Origin of the sequence: Holdemania sp. 1001095H_141210_F2 (genome assembly GCF_015558105.1) — a bacterium.
In the GTDB taxonomy this organism is placed as follows: domain Bacteria; phylum Bacillota_I; class Bacilli_A; order Erysipelotrichales; family Erysipelotrichaceae; genus Holdemania.
Genome location: NZ_JADNPO010000037.1, coordinates 1 through 15637, shown reverse-complemented (window position 1 = coordinate 15637; position 15637 = coordinate 1). Strand labels below are relative to the sequence as shown.

11 protein-coding genes and 2 tRNA genes are annotated in these 15637 nt (G+C 51.7%); 10 read left to right on the top strand and 3 right to left on the bottom strand.

The annotated features are described in order from the left end of the window. Positions 1-469 precede the first annotated feature (469 nt). The 5 genes from I2G61_RS14875 (at position 470) to I2G61_RS14855 (ending at position 6862) form a co-directional block, all read left to right on the top strand. Complete coding sequence (locus I2G61_RS14875) at positions 470-2896, top strand: transporter substrate-binding domain-containing protein (RefSeq protein WP_195548413.1); 2427 nt, start codon at positions 470-472, stop codon at positions 2894-2896. A gap of 131 nt (positions 2897-3027) precedes the next feature. Then, positions 3028-3501, top strand: coding sequence for a MarR family winged helix-turn-helix transcriptional regulator (locus I2G61_RS14870; protein WP_072683902.1), 474 nt, complete (start codon positions 3028-3030; stop codon positions 3499-3501). A gap of 188 nt (positions 3502-3689) precedes the next feature. After that, on the top strand, positions 3690-4307 hold the full coding sequence (locus I2G61_RS14865; protein ID WP_072683975.1) for a sugar O-acetyltransferase: 618 nt from the start codon (positions 3690-3692) through the stop codon (positions 4305-4307). Positions 4308-4471: 164 nt separating this feature from the next. Further along, entirely contained in the window at positions 4472-5818 is a 1347-nt protein-coding gene (locus I2G61_RS14860) for an MATE family efflux transporter (protein ID WP_072683901.1), read from the top strand. A gap of 543 nt (positions 5819-6361) precedes the next feature. Beyond that, positions 6362-6862 (top strand): hypothetical protein, encoded by a 501-nt coding sequence (locus I2G61_RS14855; protein ID WP_139248578.1) that lies wholly within the window; start codon positions 6362-6364, stop codon positions 6860-6862. A gap of 195 nt (positions 6863-7057) precedes the next feature. Here I2G61_RS14855 and alr read toward each other — a convergent pair whose 3' ends face one another. Genes alr through vanW form a run of 3 tightly spaced genes read right to left on the bottom strand, consistent with a single transcriptional unit; the run spans position 7058 to position 10761 of the window. Beyond that, on the bottom strand, positions 7058-8881 hold the full coding sequence (gene alr / locus I2G61_RS14850; protein ID WP_195548412.1) for an alanine racemase: 1824 nt from the start codon (positions 8879-8881) through the stop codon (positions 7058-7060). Next, positions 8878-9930: a D-alanine--D-alanine ligase family protein gene (locus I2G61_RS14845; RefSeq protein WP_072683899.1), complete on the bottom strand. Its 1053-nt coding sequence runs from the start codon at positions 9928-9930 to the stop codon at positions 8878-8880. The genes alr and I2G61_RS14845 overlap by 4 nt, the downstream gene beginning before the upstream one ends. A 3-nt stretch (positions 9931-9933) precedes the next feature. After that, a complete protein-coding gene (gene vanW, locus I2G61_RS14840; RefSeq protein WP_072683898.1) occupies positions 9934-10761 on the bottom strand; it encodes a glycopeptide resistance accessory protein VanW in 828 nt (275 codons plus the stop codon). A gap of 260 nt (positions 10762-11021) precedes the next feature. Here vanW and I2G61_RS14835 point away from each other — a divergent pair, with 260 nt between their 5' ends. The 5 genes from I2G61_RS14835 (at position 11022) to I2G61_RS14815 (ending at position 15362) form a co-directional block, all read left to right on the top strand. Further along, positions 11022-13031: a prolyl oligopeptidase family serine peptidase gene (locus tag I2G61_RS14835; RefSeq protein ID WP_072683897.1), complete on the top strand. Its 2010-nt coding sequence runs from the start codon at positions 11022-11024 to the stop codon at positions 13029-13031. Next, positions 13028-13501, top strand: a complete 474-nt coding sequence (locus tag I2G61_RS14830; protein ID WP_072683896.1) for a hypothetical protein — start codon at positions 13028-13030, stop codon at positions 13499-13501. Before I2G61_RS14835 ends, I2G61_RS14830 begins: the two co-directional genes overlap by 4 nt. A 201-nt stretch (positions 13502-13702) precedes the next feature. Continuing rightward, a complete protein-coding gene (locus I2G61_RS14825; RefSeq protein WP_072683895.1) occupies positions 13703-15067 on the top strand; it encodes an MATE family efflux transporter in 1365 nt (454 codons plus the stop codon). A gap of 134 nt (positions 15068-15201) precedes the next feature. Then, positions 15202-15277 (top strand) — tRNA-Asn (locus tag I2G61_RS14820). A gap of 8 nt (positions 15278-15285) precedes the next feature. Then, a tRNA-Glu gene (locus I2G61_RS14815) sits at positions 15286-15362 on the top strand. Positions 15363-15637 lie beyond the last annotated feature (275 nt).

Below are 15637 nucleotides of genomic sequence, written 5' to 3'. Positions count from 1 at the left end.
ATAAAAAACAGAGCTTGAAAAGAAATTGCCGGGTGTTATAAGAACGGCTTTCTTCTGCGCGGGTTGCATCTTATGCCAAAGTGGAAGATCCAGCGCCAAGCGAGGCTGTCTTCCAATAAATTCTGATCGGCTGGAAAAAAGGAAGGCGGCTGAGGAACAGCCGCATCCGCGAATCACCAGAGGCGGCTCAAAAAGCAGGATGTGTCTTTATGTACTGAATTCATGTTGTTTTTACTTAAATCCAGCTCTGGATTTCTCGGTTCAGATTGCCGGAACGCGAAATATTTGATATACTAAAAGTTATTGAGAATAAATAATTATAACTGCGAAAACAGGCGAACAAAGCCTGATCGGCGGCGAATAAAATTGGATCTTAAATCATCTGCGAAGATCAGCGGCAAGGAGTGAAGGAATGAAATCAGCGGGCATTACGAGGAAAAAACAAGCATCCTTCTGGGGAAAAATCGGAATGATTTTTCTGCTCTTTTTTATGTGGGATTTTCCTGCCGTGCAGGCTCAGAAAAAACGTGTTGTCCGGATTGCCTATCCGCTTCAGTCTGGTTTGACGCAAATTGAGGAAAATGGTAAAAAGAGCGGCTACACCTACGAATATTTACAGGAAATCGCGCAGTATACCGGATGGGAATATGAATTTGTCATCGGCTCCAACAGTGACGACGATCTTCTGGCTTTGATGGATCAGGTGGCGGAGGGCACGATCGACTTAATGGGCGGGATGATGTACTCGGAATCCATGAAAGCAAAGTATGACTACTCGGCATACAGCTACGGCATGGTGGAAACTGTGCTGCAGGTGTCGGCGGAAGATACGCGGGATATCGTGATTGATTCGCGGATCGATCAGGATCTGACGGTCGCCATTCATGAAAATTCGGTTGCCCGGAAGAACGAATTTCTTGAATTCTGTGAAATCAATAAGGTCAATCCCCGGCTGGTTTATTATAACGATGATCAGAATGTTCTGGAGCTGCTGCAAAACAAAGCTGCGGACGCGGTGCTGAAAACAAGCGCTGACCGGGTCGAAGGACTGCGGACAATCGCCCGTTTTGCCCCCAAACCGTATTATTTCATCGCTTCCAAAAAGGACACCAGCGGTCTGATCAAGGAACTGAACTATGCTTTGCAGAACATTGAACAGTCGGATCCCTACTTTTCCACGCGGCTGGAAGAAAAGTATTTCGGGAATTTAACCAACCGGCTTGTGCTCTCGGACAGTGAGAAAGCGTATATTGATAAGACGCAGAGCGTGCGCGTGGGCTATCTGCGTGATTATCCGCCGCTGGAATTTGAGGATCAGGGCCAGCCGGCCGGGATTGCCGTGGATTATCTGCGCTCAATCAGCGAAAAGACCGGCCTGACGTTTGAATTTGTTCCGGCAGACTCGACGGCGCAGCTGGATCAAATGGCGGCTGCGGGCGAAGTGGAAATGATCGCCGGGATGACTTATGACTATGATCTGGCCCAGAAGCGAAACCTCGGAATGACGCGGGTCTATCTGAATTCCCAATTTGTCGCGGTTTTGAACAAACGCATTGACGAAACCAATTTGAGCGGCAAGGTCATGGCTCTCAGCGAAAACAGCGGATTGGTTGATGGGGAAGACACGGCGCTGACGCATGTCTGCGCTTCGATGCAGGATTGCGTGGAAAGTGTATATGAGGGTCAGGCCGATTACACGATCGCCGACGGCTATGCGGCGCAGTATTATCTGAATCAGCCCAAATATAACAACCTGCGGCTGATCCCTTTGACCGCGCAGACGCACGAGATCTGTTTCGGCGTCGCCAACCGCGGCAATCAGGAGCTGCTGACCCTTTTGAACAAAGTGATTCTGTCGACCAGCGATGAGGAAACACAGTCGCTGATTTATAAGAATACAGTTTTCCATCACACGATGACGTTGACGGATTTTATCCGTGAGAATTCGTTGACGGCGGTGACGTTGATCAGCGCGGTCGGCTTGCTGATCATCCTTGTGCTGGCGTATGCCGGCCATCAGCGTTCGAAAATGAATCGTGAGATTTCGCTGGAGTTGGAAAAACATCTTCAGGTATACCAGCTGGTCAACGACCTGTTCTTTGAATTTGATATCAAAACCCAGAAGCTGATGATTTTTGATCCGGCTGCGAAAGCTGCGGGGGAATCAGCACAGATGCGCGAGCTGCCGCACACGGACTTCCGTTATGCGAAGATCAGGCAGGAAGTTGCGCGGCTGCTGGAAACGGAAAGCGGCGGAAAGACGATAAGGGATCTTGCGCTGAGTGATCCTCAGCAACAGCCGCACTGGTTCCGCATCGCGATGCAGACGATCACGGATGCGAGTGGGCGCTGCGTCTATGTGATCGGGCGGCTGAACAACATCGACGAACAGGTTAAAGAGAAAGAACGGCTGCGCTTAAAAGCGGAGCGCGACAGTCTGACGCATATTCTCAACGCTGAGGCCTCGCGCAAACAGGTGGAAGCGGAACTGGCGGTTTTGCGGTCGGAACAGACCGGTGCTTTAATTCTTCTGGATATTGATCATTTCAAGGAAGTCAACGACAATTATGGTCACTGGGCAGGGGATCAGGTGCTGGGGCAGGTGGCCCAACTTTTACAGGAAGTGTTCAGCGGCGAAATTGTCGGCCGGCCGGGCGGTGATGAGTTTCTCGTCTACCTTCGCCAGAGTGAGGCGGAGAATGTGCGAATCCGCTGTGAAGAGCTGCGGCGGCGGGTTCAGGACATTCGGCTGTCGGCGACCGACCGGCTGAGCGTCAGCGCCGGCTGTGCTTATGCCAAAGCGGGCTGCCTGTTTGAGACGCTCTATCAACAAGCGGATAAAGCGCTGTATCAGGCAAAGGCCAGAGGCCGCAATCAGATCGTTTATCCACGTTAATCTGAAGTTCGATCAGCGAATTCAGCCGCCAGCACAAGTGAAAAATCACGAAAATTCTGCGGATTCTCACAAGAGGGATTTTCCTTTCTTCGGATGTGCGGTACAATGAGAAAGACGAAAGGGGGCTGCGGATGGAAGCGAAAGAGAGACAATATTACGTGCTGCTTTCTGCGTTATGTACGACGTATACGCAGTCAATCGATCAACAGATCGCAAACTGGATCAATCCTCATTATTTAAAGGTGCTGGAGTATATCCGAAAACATGAAGGCGTAAAACCGGGCGAGCTGGCTGCAGTCTTCCGGATGTCGAAATCGAACGTCACCAAAATTATCAGTTATTTTGTGCGCAATGATTTTGTCGAGCGGGAGATCGAACAGAAGGATCGCCGCAGCCTGCATTTAAAAACGACGCCGTATGGCCGGCAGGTTTGCGGGAAAGCGGATGCGATCATCATGCATTTTGCGGCGCTGATGGCGGAGGCGTTTGAGGACGAAGACCGCGAGCTGTTCATGCAGCGGCTAACGCTGGCGATGCAGAAAATCAACGAGGAGTCGCACGTCATGCTTGACGATGGAGATGATTTCACCAATGTGGACTTCTAAAACGAAAGCAAACTGAACAGGCGCGCAAACAGGCTCAGTTGCCGCTTCTGAAACTGAAGCGCGTAGGGCAGCATCTTGCCATCCCTGGGAAAACCCGGGAAAATAAGAGAATCTTGCAGCTTTTCCTTAAAACGGTCTTGCGCTGCAATAAGCGCACAGGAAAAGCGAAGAAAGGAAACGAAACGACGATGAATGAACAGGCGAAAATGTTGGCGGGGAAACTGTATACCGCGCAGGATCCGCAGCTGACGGCGGATCATCAGCGGGCTTTACGCTTAACCCGGCGTTATAACATGACCGCAGAGGATCAGCAGGAGGAACGCGAGACGTTGTTGCAGGAGCTGCTGGGCAGCGTCGGCGAAGACGTGGTCATCATGCCGCCGTTTCGGTGTGATTACGGCAGTCAGATTGAAATTGGCGATCATTTTTTTGCGAATTATGATTGTCTGTTTCTGGATGTGTGTCCGATTACAATCGGCGATCATGTCATGCTGGGACCGCGGGTGTGTCTGTACACCGCGGCGCATCCGCTGAGCGCGGAGGTCCGGGATACCGGATTGGAGTATGGCAAGCCGATTACAATCGGCAATTCTGTCTGGATCGGCGGCAATGTGATCGTCAATCCCGGCGTGACGATTGGCAATGAGGTTGTGATCGGCGCCGGTACCGTTGTGACCCACGATCTGCCTGACGGTGTGATCGCGGCCGGGAATCCCTGCCGCGTGCTGCGGCCTGTCACCGACAAGGACCGGCAGTTCTGGCAGGCCCGTCAACAGGAGTGGCAGGCAGATGGGGAAACGGACTGACGGAAAGAAATCTGCTTGACAAGCGGATCAGGAAAGCGTAAACTAATCCCGGTCGGACCCTCAGGAATGCCTGCGGGAAAGACGAAAAAGGGAATCAAAAAATCAGTGAGGCAAAACCACTCTAAAAAACACAGAGTGGTTTTTTATTTTGAAGGAGGAATAGAATGGAGAATAAAATGGGGACGATGCCGATGAAGAAGCTGTTGACGGCGATGTCGCTTCCGATCATGCTTTCGATGTTGATTCAGGCCTGCTACAACATTGTTGACAGTATGTTTGTCGCACGGTATTCACAAGACGCGCTGGCGGCGGTATCGCTGGCGTTTCCAATTCAGATGCTGATCATCGCGGTGTCGGTCGGCACCGCGGTCGGCGTCAATTCACTTCTGGCCCGGCGCTTGGGCGAAGGCGGGATGGAAGAGGTAAATCAGGCTGCGCAGCACGGCGTCGTTCTGGCGCTGCTGAGCGCGGCGGTGTTTGCGCTTTTCGGTTTAGGCGGAGCGCGGATGTTCGCCAATCTGTTTACCACCTCCGAAGCGATCGCTTCGCAGGCGGCGCTGTATATGGGAATCGTCACGGTATTCTGTTTCGGCGTGTTCGTACAGATTGTGATGGAACGGATCATGCAGGCGACCGGCAACGCGATTTACAACATGGTCATGCAGGGCATCGGAGCGCTGGTCAACATCATTCTGGATCCGATCTTCATCTTCGGCTTGTTCGGATTGCCGGAAATGGGCATCATGGGCGCGGCCATCGCCACGGTAGCCGGGCAGATTCTGGCGATGGTGCTGGGGGCGTGGATCATTCATAAGAAGATTCCGTTTATCCACTTGGGTCTGAATCATTTCCGGTTTTCTCTGGAAACCTGCCGCCAGATCTATTCGGTCGGCTTCCCGGCGATCATCATGCAGTCGGTGGCGTCGGTGATGACGCTGGGCATGAATATGATATTAATGCCGTATTCGGAACTGGCGATTTCGGTTTACAGCGTGTACGCCAAACTGCAGCAGTTTATCTTCATGCCGGTCATGGGGATGAACAGCGCATTGATCGCGATTGTGGGCTACAATTTCGGGGCGCAGAAAAAACAACGGATCTACCAGGCGACGCGGTATTCGCTGATCGCCGCGGTGATGATCATGGCGCTGGGAACCTTGATCTTTCAGGCGTTTCCGCAGGCCCTGTTGGGAATGTTCAACGCATCCGCCGAGATGCTGGATATCGGCATTCCGGCGCTCAAGACGATCTCGTTGTCGTTTGTGTTTGCCGGGGTGTCGATCGTGCTGTGCTCAATCTTCCAGGCGCTGGACGACGGCATGCTTTCGCTGTGGGTGTCGCTGGGCCGTCAGCTGATCCTGGTGCTGCCGCTGGCCTGGCTGCTTTCAACCTGGGGCGGGCTGAACGCGCTGTGGCTGGCATTTGTGCTCTCTGAAGCGGTGTGCATGGTGTTCAGTGCCGTCATGTACCGCCGGGTGAGAGTCCGGCAGATCGACAGACTTGCTGATTGAGAAGAAAGTAATGAAAAAACAGACAGATGATTTTACTGTAAACTTGGAAAATATATAAAAATACAGGTGGTACAAGGCACGATATGCTCTGTACTGCCTGTTTCTTTATATAGAAATTCTAGACTATCCTAAACTGAATAAAAACCTATTTGATAAATCCAAATTTTCTTTTTCTTCGTTTAATTTCATGTTTTTAATAGCCTGTTTTTGAGTTTCGATAATAAATTTGGACCATGAATTTTGTTACTTTCGATATATATCTAACTATTTAATTGTATCCAAAGAATTTGTGATTAAATAACCTGTTATATAGATTGTTTTGTACTATACTGTAATTGTAATGAGATACTCTGTCTGGATAATAGGCAGAAACTAATTGATTTGAGTCTTATGTATTTATGTGAGTTCATATTAAACTAAAGATAAAAAACATCACTTGTATTTATAGAAAGCGTGGTGAATAAAGTGAGAAAATTGCTTATTTGCATTATGATATTCTTCTTAGCATCCTGTACTTTTACAAAAACGGATAAATTAGTGTGTGTGGAAATTGAAACGCCGGAATCTATACACATTCCATATAAAAACTTGTTGGGAAATTATAATATTTATGAATATGCCGATTTTGATGAGTTATACATAGATTGTTTTAGCTGCCAAGGAGACATTAAGAATTCGTTCTGTGATAAAATAGAAAAATTTACAAACCAAATTCAGTTTTATCTTATGGCTTCTTATAAACTATCAGAAGATACTATTGAACAAGGTGATTTATATACTAAGCTGATTGGTTTTTTAGGAGTTTATGAGAAACAATCTTTTTTGAAGAATAGTTATATTGATTTTACGGAAGATGTAAAACTTACCTATACTGAATTAAAGGATAGTATTGTATATAGTGATAATGATATAGTTGTTATAAACTTTATAAAGTATTTAGACGAAGATTCAATAGAAATTTATTTCAGCGATTTCCAAGGAGAAGAAAGTGTATTTAAAGAGTTGCTACTTGATTTTGTGAAGAATCATTTGATGGAGAAATAAATTATAGTTTATTAAGGCGATGATCTTTTTATGAGTTCTTACTCGGTTCGGGAAGGAATAGAATTTCCATACAAAGAAGCAGGCAAGATAAAACGTTATATAAAACGTTATCTTGCCTGCCCTTTTTATCTTTGCCCCTGACAGGGAATATACTTCAGTTGGAACTGGATGAAAATCCAAGTTTATTAGACCAGATTAAACCAGAATGCGCGGCATTCGTCCACGAAGCATGCTTAACGTTTCCGGAACAATCGTTCCAGTTTTTTCTGCGACTTCCAGTGCGGAGATTTGGCCCATTCCCTGTTTACCGATCACGACGACTTCATCCCCGACAGCCGCGGGCAAAGAGCCGAGATCCACAAGACATTGATCCATGCACATCGCGCCGACGATCGGACGGCGTTGTCCATGAATCAGAACTTCTGCCCCCTGGAAGGAGGAACTGCGAAGCAGACCATCGGAATAACCGATCGAAAGAATCGCGACGGTCGTATCGCAAGGAGCGGCCCAGGCATGATTGTACCCTGCGCCCTCCCCTTTTTTCAACGGCCGCAACGCCGCAATCCGGGTGTGGACGGAAGCAACGGGCCGCCAATCCAGCGCCATCCGGGATCGGAATGAGGCGATGCAGCCGAACAGCGCGATTCCGCAGCGGACAAGATCACACCGCAGCTCCGGATAATTCAGAAATCCATAACTTCCCTGCAGATGCACGCGGCCCGGATCGATTCCCCGCTGTTTCAGACCGTCCACGACGTGAAAGAACCGTTCGATCTGCGCCCGGGTATGCGCAATGGCTTCAGCGCTCAGGTTATCCGCTTCATAAAGATGGGAATAAAGGCCGGTAATCTGAAGATGAGGCAGCGCATAGTACCGCGCGATGGCGTCCAGATCCTCCGCGGTTTCACCCAGACGGTGCATCCCGGTGTCCACCGGCAGATGTGCGCTGATCGGACAGCCGGTCTGATCCAGCTGACAGGCCTGATCGTAACTGGTTAAGGTTAAGGAGAGATGCAGACGCGACAGTTCTGCTGCCCGCTGCGGTGGAACATAGCCTAAGATCAGAATCTCCGCGGTCGGATTGATCGCCCGGATCACCTTGGCTTCCTCGACGGTGGCGACGGCGAAATGCCGAACGCCCTGCCGGCTCAGGAAATCCGCGGTCGGCTCCAGACCATGTCCATAAGCGTTGGCCTTTAAGACCGCCATCAGCTCCTGCTGCGGCGCCATGGCTTTTCTCAAGATCGTCAAATTGTGCCGCAGCGCGATCCCGTCCAGCTCGACCCAGGCCCTATCCCGACCTTCAGGAATCGGTTCAGGATCCAGCGCTTCGACGAATAAGCAAGTCGTTTCATCCAGCTGTGAGCTTTCGACCGACGTGTTTTCAGCGGGCGGAAGCGTTTCGGCCAGCGGCTGCGTCCACAGCTGCCAGCGGCGTTGTCCGTCATCATAGCGATAGGGGTTGGCCTTGGTATAAGCTTTAAGAAAAGCGGCGTATTCCTCCAGCACCCAGTCGTGATCAGCGATGATTTGCGCATGCGGCAGTCCGACATAACGGTAATGCCAGGGTTCTTCGCTGATTCCGGTAATTTCTGTTTTGTGTTTGGGGTAACGGAAAATAAAGCCGAACTGATCGGCGCATTCCCGCATCCGATCCGCCAGAGGACCGGAGAAATCCGGGCAGATCAGATCCTGATCCTTGCCGGCGATGCCCAGGTCGATGGCCAGCCCGGTATGATGCTCGCTGGCCCGCACCTCGGCGACGAACTGATGCGCGTAATCCCATCCCCGTTCACTTTCCGTTTCGCTCATGAGGGTTCGCTGCTGATCATAACTGCGCCAGCCGCTGACAAACGTCACTTCGTTTTCCCCGCCGCAATGGGTAATCCAGGCGTTTAAAGCGCGGGCGCAGACCGGCTGCAGCTGAGTGTTTTCATCAATCCAGACCAGCTCGCGGGTCCAGTAAGATTCATCCGCTTCCAGGCGATGTTCCCGGTTGACAAGCCGTACGCAGTTCATGCGTTCCTCCCCCGCCGCAAAGCGTCTTCAATTAACGTGTCCAGAATCGTTTCAAAGGGAATACCCGCCTGTCCCATCATGCGCGGATAGCGGCTGGTCGCGGTCATGCCCGGCAACGTGTTGATCTCATTAAACACGATTCGCTGGTCCGGGGTCAGGAAACAATCCACACGCACCAGTCCCTGACAATGGTGGATTTCCCACAACTTCCGTGCCAGACAGCGCATCTGTTCGCTGATGAAATCCGGCAGCTGCGCCGGACATTCCACCTGCGCGTGGGTATCGACATATTTTTCTTCATAATCGAAGAAATCGCTGTTTAAATGAATCCGGTCGACCGCACCTGTCACGAGGCTGTCGCAGGTTTGAAGGAGGGAACAGCCAATTTCCTCACCCTCGACGGCTTCTTCAATTAAAATCCGGCTGTCATGTTCGGCCGCTGCCGCGCAGGCGGCGTCGAGTTCTTCCCAAGCGTTGATCTTGGTGATGCCGATCGAGGAACCGCCGCGGGCCGGTTTGACGAAGCAGGGCAGATGCAGCCGTTTCAGCGATTCTCGCTTTTGATCGATCTCAGAATAAGCGAACACGATGAACGGACTGACTTCGATCCCGTTCTGCCGCGCCAGCTGATGGCTGAGCGCCTTGTCCATGCCCAGCAGCGAAGCATCCATGCCGCAGCCGACAAAAGGAATGTGGAACAATTCCAGCATGCCCTGAAGCGTTCCATCCTCGCCATTGCGGCCATGCAGGACCGGAAAGAAGACGTCGACGGCTACAGTTTCACCGTTTTCACTTTTTAATTCAAAGTTGCTGCGAGCCAAGGTCAGTCGCAGACGCAGATCCGACGCTGTATGCCACTGATCTGCTTCGATTTCCGCCGCGCTTGCATTTGTGAGAAACCAGTCGCCCTGAGGATCAATGCCGATTTTTACAACTGTGTACCGCTGCGGATCCAGTGCCCGCAGCACGCCCGCCGCGGAATGCAAAGAAACATGGTATTCATCGCTGCAGCCGCCAAACAGGACGGCAACGTTCAATTTTTCGTTCATGATTTAGTCCTCCTCGATAATTTCAGTTTCCGGCGGCAGCGGATAATCGATCCGGCTGCGGCTGGTGTAACAGGCTTCCTTGCGCACAAGTTCACCGCTGTGCGCGTCGTAGATCGTGCGCGCAATATCCTGTGTGCGGAAGATCTGTCCTTTTTTTCGCGAATAAGTCAGCGCGGAACCAGTCACCTCGTAGCGGCAGCGCGGCGGCTGTGCGCATCGGAACTGCGCGTGAACGGAATCCTCGTCAAAGTCCAGAATCAGCTGAAACGGCTGATCCGTATCGTTGCGGAATTTCAGATCGCTCCAGCCCTCCTGAATCGTCGCGTCGATCCCCGCCGGCATTTCCGCATTTGGATTGGCCGGCAGCGAGATGACCAGATGCGGATGCTTCTCGATCACCGTCAGCGGCGTATGCAGCACCATCCAATATAACAGTTCGCTCATAAAACACAGCCCGCCACCATGGACCGGTACGATTTTACCATCGTGCAGCCCCAGCCCCGGCAGATAGGGATCATCGTGATCGGCGCCCCGTGCCAGCTGCCAGAACGAGAACACCTCGCCCGGTTCGATGATCAGCTGCTGCATGCGGCGGGAGACCACCTTCAGGTTGTGGGCCTTGTTGTATTGATATTGAATATCATACCCGCTGTCAGGATTGATTAATCCCTGCGTACATTCATATTGGATATACGGCAGCCGTTCTTCGGCCTGCCTGCGCGCATAACGATTCCCGTCATGCTTCATTTTTTGATAAAAACACCAGATTTTCTGCTTTCTGCGCAGCGGCAGAAGAAAAGGCAGAAATTCCGTAACTCGACGTCGGCTCATACAATTCACTCTCCTTGAAGTTTCCCTTATTATGCCACCGGAAGATGACTTTCCCATGGCCGCTCCGGTGACTTGTTTGTCACTTTCAGTATAAAAGGAAAAGATCTTAAGTTCTTTACTTCCCCATGACGCTTTGTGAAGGTCTATGACAGGTTTCTTAAGAAACGATGACGACGTGTTCGGCGGCGGAAGAGGATCCTTTTTCCCCGCGCATTGTGGTACAATGAGATCAATGAAATTTCAAGGAGGGAAACAGAGTTATGAATTATCCGCAATGGAAAAAATCCGACTGGTCCGAAACCCGCTTCGGCGTGACGATGAAGGACGAGTATATCGGACTGGAACAGCCGAAGGATCCCGCGGTGCTGAGCTGGGTCGCCAGGGAAAATGCGCTGACCGATCAGTTTTTCAGCACGCTGCCGGGCTATGCGAAGAAAAAGGAACAGCTGCAGGCGCGGCCGTTTTACGCCAGCTATACCGCCGTCACGGAAACGCCAGAGGGCTATTGGGCAACCCGGGCCAACGCGGACGGCACGCGCACACTGGTCGTTTTGGACAAGGAATTTAAAGAAATCCGGGAAGCGGATCTGAGCCTGATTCCGGACACAATTACGGTGTTTACGGCCAATCCGTCCTTTACGGATCCGGATCTGATTTATTATACCGGACTGGAAGACGGGGCTGGCCGCCCGTGCGTGCTGGTCGTCGATCAAAAGGAAAACAAGCTGATCCGCAAACTGGACGGGATTTTCTACTCGCTGTGGGATAAGACCGGCCGCCGGATTCTGTATTCCGACGCCGACGCCGATCCGGAAAAAGGGTTGAACGTCAACCATGTTCGCTGTTATGACTGCGACACGGATGAAATCCAAACCTGCTTTGATTACCGTGAAAACGCCGTGCTGGTACGTCTGGCCTGCTCCGCTGACGGGGCTACTGTCGTTGCGGAAGTGATGGAAAATTACGCCGATACCGTGATCTTTGTGCAGCAGGACAACGGCGAATTTGTCTCTGTCAGCGCGAACATAAAAGGCGCGTTCACCTATGTCGATACACTGAACGGGGAGCTGATTTTCCTGACCCAGTCTCAGGCGCCGCTGGGGCGTCTGATCGCTGTGAAGCAAGGCCAGACGCTGGCGGAAGGCAGGACGCTGGTCGCAGAATGTGAAATGAAGCTGGAAGATGCGATCCGTCAAGGGGATCAGCTGGTGCTGTTCTATTTAAAAGATGCGGCGTCGTTCGTCCGCGTGGTGGACGCTGAAGGAAAGAAGGTCCATGATCTGTCGCTGCCGAGCCAATGGGGCGCGTGCACGCTGGCCATGCAGAATGGGCGCGGGATTCGCAAATCCGATTCACTGATTCTGGAATTTGAATCGTTTGTCCATTCGCCGATGCTTTTGAAGCTGACCGGCGATCAGCTGAGCGTGCTGTATCAGCCGAATCCCAAAACGGCGGCGGATATCGAAGTCCGGCAGATTTTCACCGAGGCTCCGGACGGCGAGCGCATCCCGGCCTTTGTCGTCATGCCGAAGGGGTTGGAGAAAACGGGAAAGACCCCGACGCTGATGTATGGCTACGGCGGCTACAACAACGCGATCCTGTCTTCCTATAATAATCCGTTTGTCGATCTGGACATCGTTGACTGGGTCAGTCAGGGCCGGATCTATGTCAGCATCAACCTGCGCGGGGGCAGCGAATACGGCACCCGCTGGCATGAAGGGGGAAGCCTGGCAAACAAGAAAAACTGCTTCACCGATTTCATCGCGACCGCCGAGCGCATCCAGCAGGAAGGCTGGACCTGCCCTGAGAAAACAGCGATCTGCGGCGGTTCCAACGGCGGACTGCTGATGTGCGCGCTGCTGACGATGCGGCCCGATCTGTGGGGCTGCGTCATCGCCTCGGTGCCGCATACCGATATGATCCGTTTCCGCAACGATGACCGGGGACCGATGTATATCACCGAATACGGCGATCCGATGGATCCGGCGCTGTTTTCGTACATGCTTTCCTATTCTCCATATCACAACATCCACCGGATCGCTTATCCGGCAACGTATATCCAGACTGGCGAATGTGATAACAACGTGCCGCCGTATCATGGCAAGAAAATGGCCGCGAGACTGCAGGAAAACAACCAGAGCGATCATCCGGTGCTGCTGCGCGTGCTGGCGCTCGGCAGTCATGACCGCGGCAAGGGCGAAGCCCATCTGAAAACGATCGCTGAAATGCAGAGCTATATCGACTGGGCGTTAGGCGAGGTGCAGGAATGATCACGGTCTATCTTGTCGGCCCGCTGTTTACCGAAGCCGATCAATATCAGCGCCGGAAGGAAGGGGAACGGCTGCGTCAGGAACTGGCAAAGCGGGATGTCGATGTTCAGCTTGTCAATCCGATCGACCTGCCTTTAAACGAAGGCGGCGCGTCGACGCCGGCAGCGATCTTTGAAGCCGATTATCATTTCCAGTGCGAAGCGACGCACGTGTTCCTGGATCTGGCGAATGAAGATACCGGCAGCCACATGGCGCTGGGCATTCTGTTGGAGAAGAAGCTGAGCGGCAAGCCGATCCAGCTGTACCCGGTGTACTCCGATTCCCGGATCGGACGCAATCAGGCATCCGGCCTGGATTGTCCGATCGGCTACAACGCGTTTGTGATCGGCGGCTTGAAAGCCAACGGAATTCAGACGTATTCAAGCTTTGATCAGGCGTGCGATCAGTTCCTGAAGGATCTGGAAGGCTGAGCGTAAGCCTGAGGAATCAAACGGTAGTCCGGCAAAAGCCGGAAATTCAAACAATATCTATCAGAAAAGGAAAGAGCGGCGGAAGAGAGCGGCAGGAAGCTGAAACCGCGGCTTTTTCTGTTTGCTTCAAGGGAAGGATGACCTTCTTTGAAAAGTATGATAAACTGATACCATTGATTTCAAAGAGGGAGGAAGGGAAAAATGAAAAAAAGATTCTCGAAGTTTTTCGGAACGCGGCAGTTTTACAAGCTGGCGCTGGCTGTGGCGGTCCCGTTGATGATGCAGCAGCTGATCACCAGTTCGGTTAACCTTGTCGATAATTTAATGGTCGGCCAGCTGGGGGATGCGGCGCTGGGCGGCGTCGCGGCGGTCAATCGGTTCTATATTATCGCGACCTATGGGACCAACGGCGTGCTGGCGGCCGCGGCGATCTTCATCGCACAGTTCTTCGGGGCGCGGGATGAGGAACGAATGAAGCAATCGTTCCGGTTCTCGATCTTAAGCGCGTATGCGATCATGATCCCGTTCTTCATCCTGGGGATTCTGGCGCCGCAGGAGATTGTGCATTTCTTTACGGGCGACCCGGTGATCATTCAGCTGGGCAGCGCCTATATGCGGATTGCGGCGTTTACGTTTTTGCCGATGGCGTTGTCATTGGGGATTTCCAGCGCGATGCGGGCGGTGGGGGAAACCAGAATTCCGTTAGTGATCAGCGCCGGGGCGGTGCTGACGAACACGGTGCTGAACTATTGTCTGATCTTCGGGAATTTCGGTTTTCCGCGCTTAGGTGTTGAGGGCGCGGCGATCGCGACGTTGATCGCCCGGGTGCTGGAAGCGGCCGTGCTGCTGATCGTATTGACGAAGCTGGATCTGCCGTTTAAAACCAAATTGGCGCAGCTGTTCCACGTTCCCGGCCAGCTGGCCCGCAGCATTCTGATCAAGGCGGCGCCGTTGGCGCTCAACGAAGTCATGTGGTCGCTGGGAATGGCGACGTTGTTCAAGTTCTATGCGACGCGCGGACCGGAGGTCATGTCCGGTTATTCGATTGCGAATACGATCGGCGATATCTTCTTCGTGCTGTTCGGCGGGATGGCCGCAGCGACGACGGTTCTGGTTTCGCAGCCGTTGGGTGCGAACAAGCTGGACGAAGCGCGCGATCATGGTTATCAGCTGCTGGGCTTCAGCGTCATGCTTTCCTTGTTGTTCGCGGTTCTGATGTTTGGTTCTTCGTTTGTCGTTCCGCATTTCTATCAGGTGTCGCCTACCGCCAAGCAGGTTGCGGTGGACGTGCTGCGGATCATGTCGGTGATGTTCTGGATTTATATGGGCAACACGCAGTGCTACTTCATTCTGCGCGCCGGCGGCGATACGCGTTCGACTCTGTTTATGGATTCGGGCTATATGTGGACGGTGAACATTCCGCTGATCTGCTGCTTCACCTATTTTACCGGCGTTGATATTCTGGTGTTGTATGTCATCGGACAGATGACGGATATTCTGAAGCTGGTGATCGCCTATTCGTTAGTGCGGAAAGAGAAATGGGTCGTCAATTTAACGCAATTTTGAAACAGCGGTGGTCTGCCCGGATCCGGGCAGACTTTTCCTTTGAGAAATGTTAAAAAATGGAATTAAAAAAATTTAAAAAACGAAAAAAAGTGCTTGCATACCCTTAAGGCTTATGATATTATAATTAAGCAAACGCCTAAATAGCTCAGTCGGTAGAGCAAACGGCTGTTAACCGTTAGGTCACAGGTTCGAGCCCTGTTTTAGGCGCCATTTTTTTTGGCTCGTTGGTGAAGTGGCTTAACACAGCGCCCTTTCACGGCGTCATTCACGAGTTCGAATCTCGTACGAGTCACCATTAAAAATGAAAAGTCCGCAAGGGCTTTTTTGTTTTTGGTCAAAACAAAAAATAAAAAACACGATGCTTTGTTAAAGCCGGATAAACGGTGGAATCTGTGAATAAAGGAATCGTCGGCCAGAAGGGAAACGGTCTCTTTTGTCCAAGTTAACGCAATGATTCCTGTCGCTGACGTTTTCAAATTACCTGTGCATAAAAATGGTCAATAGTAAAAGTAAACGCAGGTAAAGAAGAAAATGTGTATCGGGGCAGAGTAAAAGGAGAAACAGAGTAAA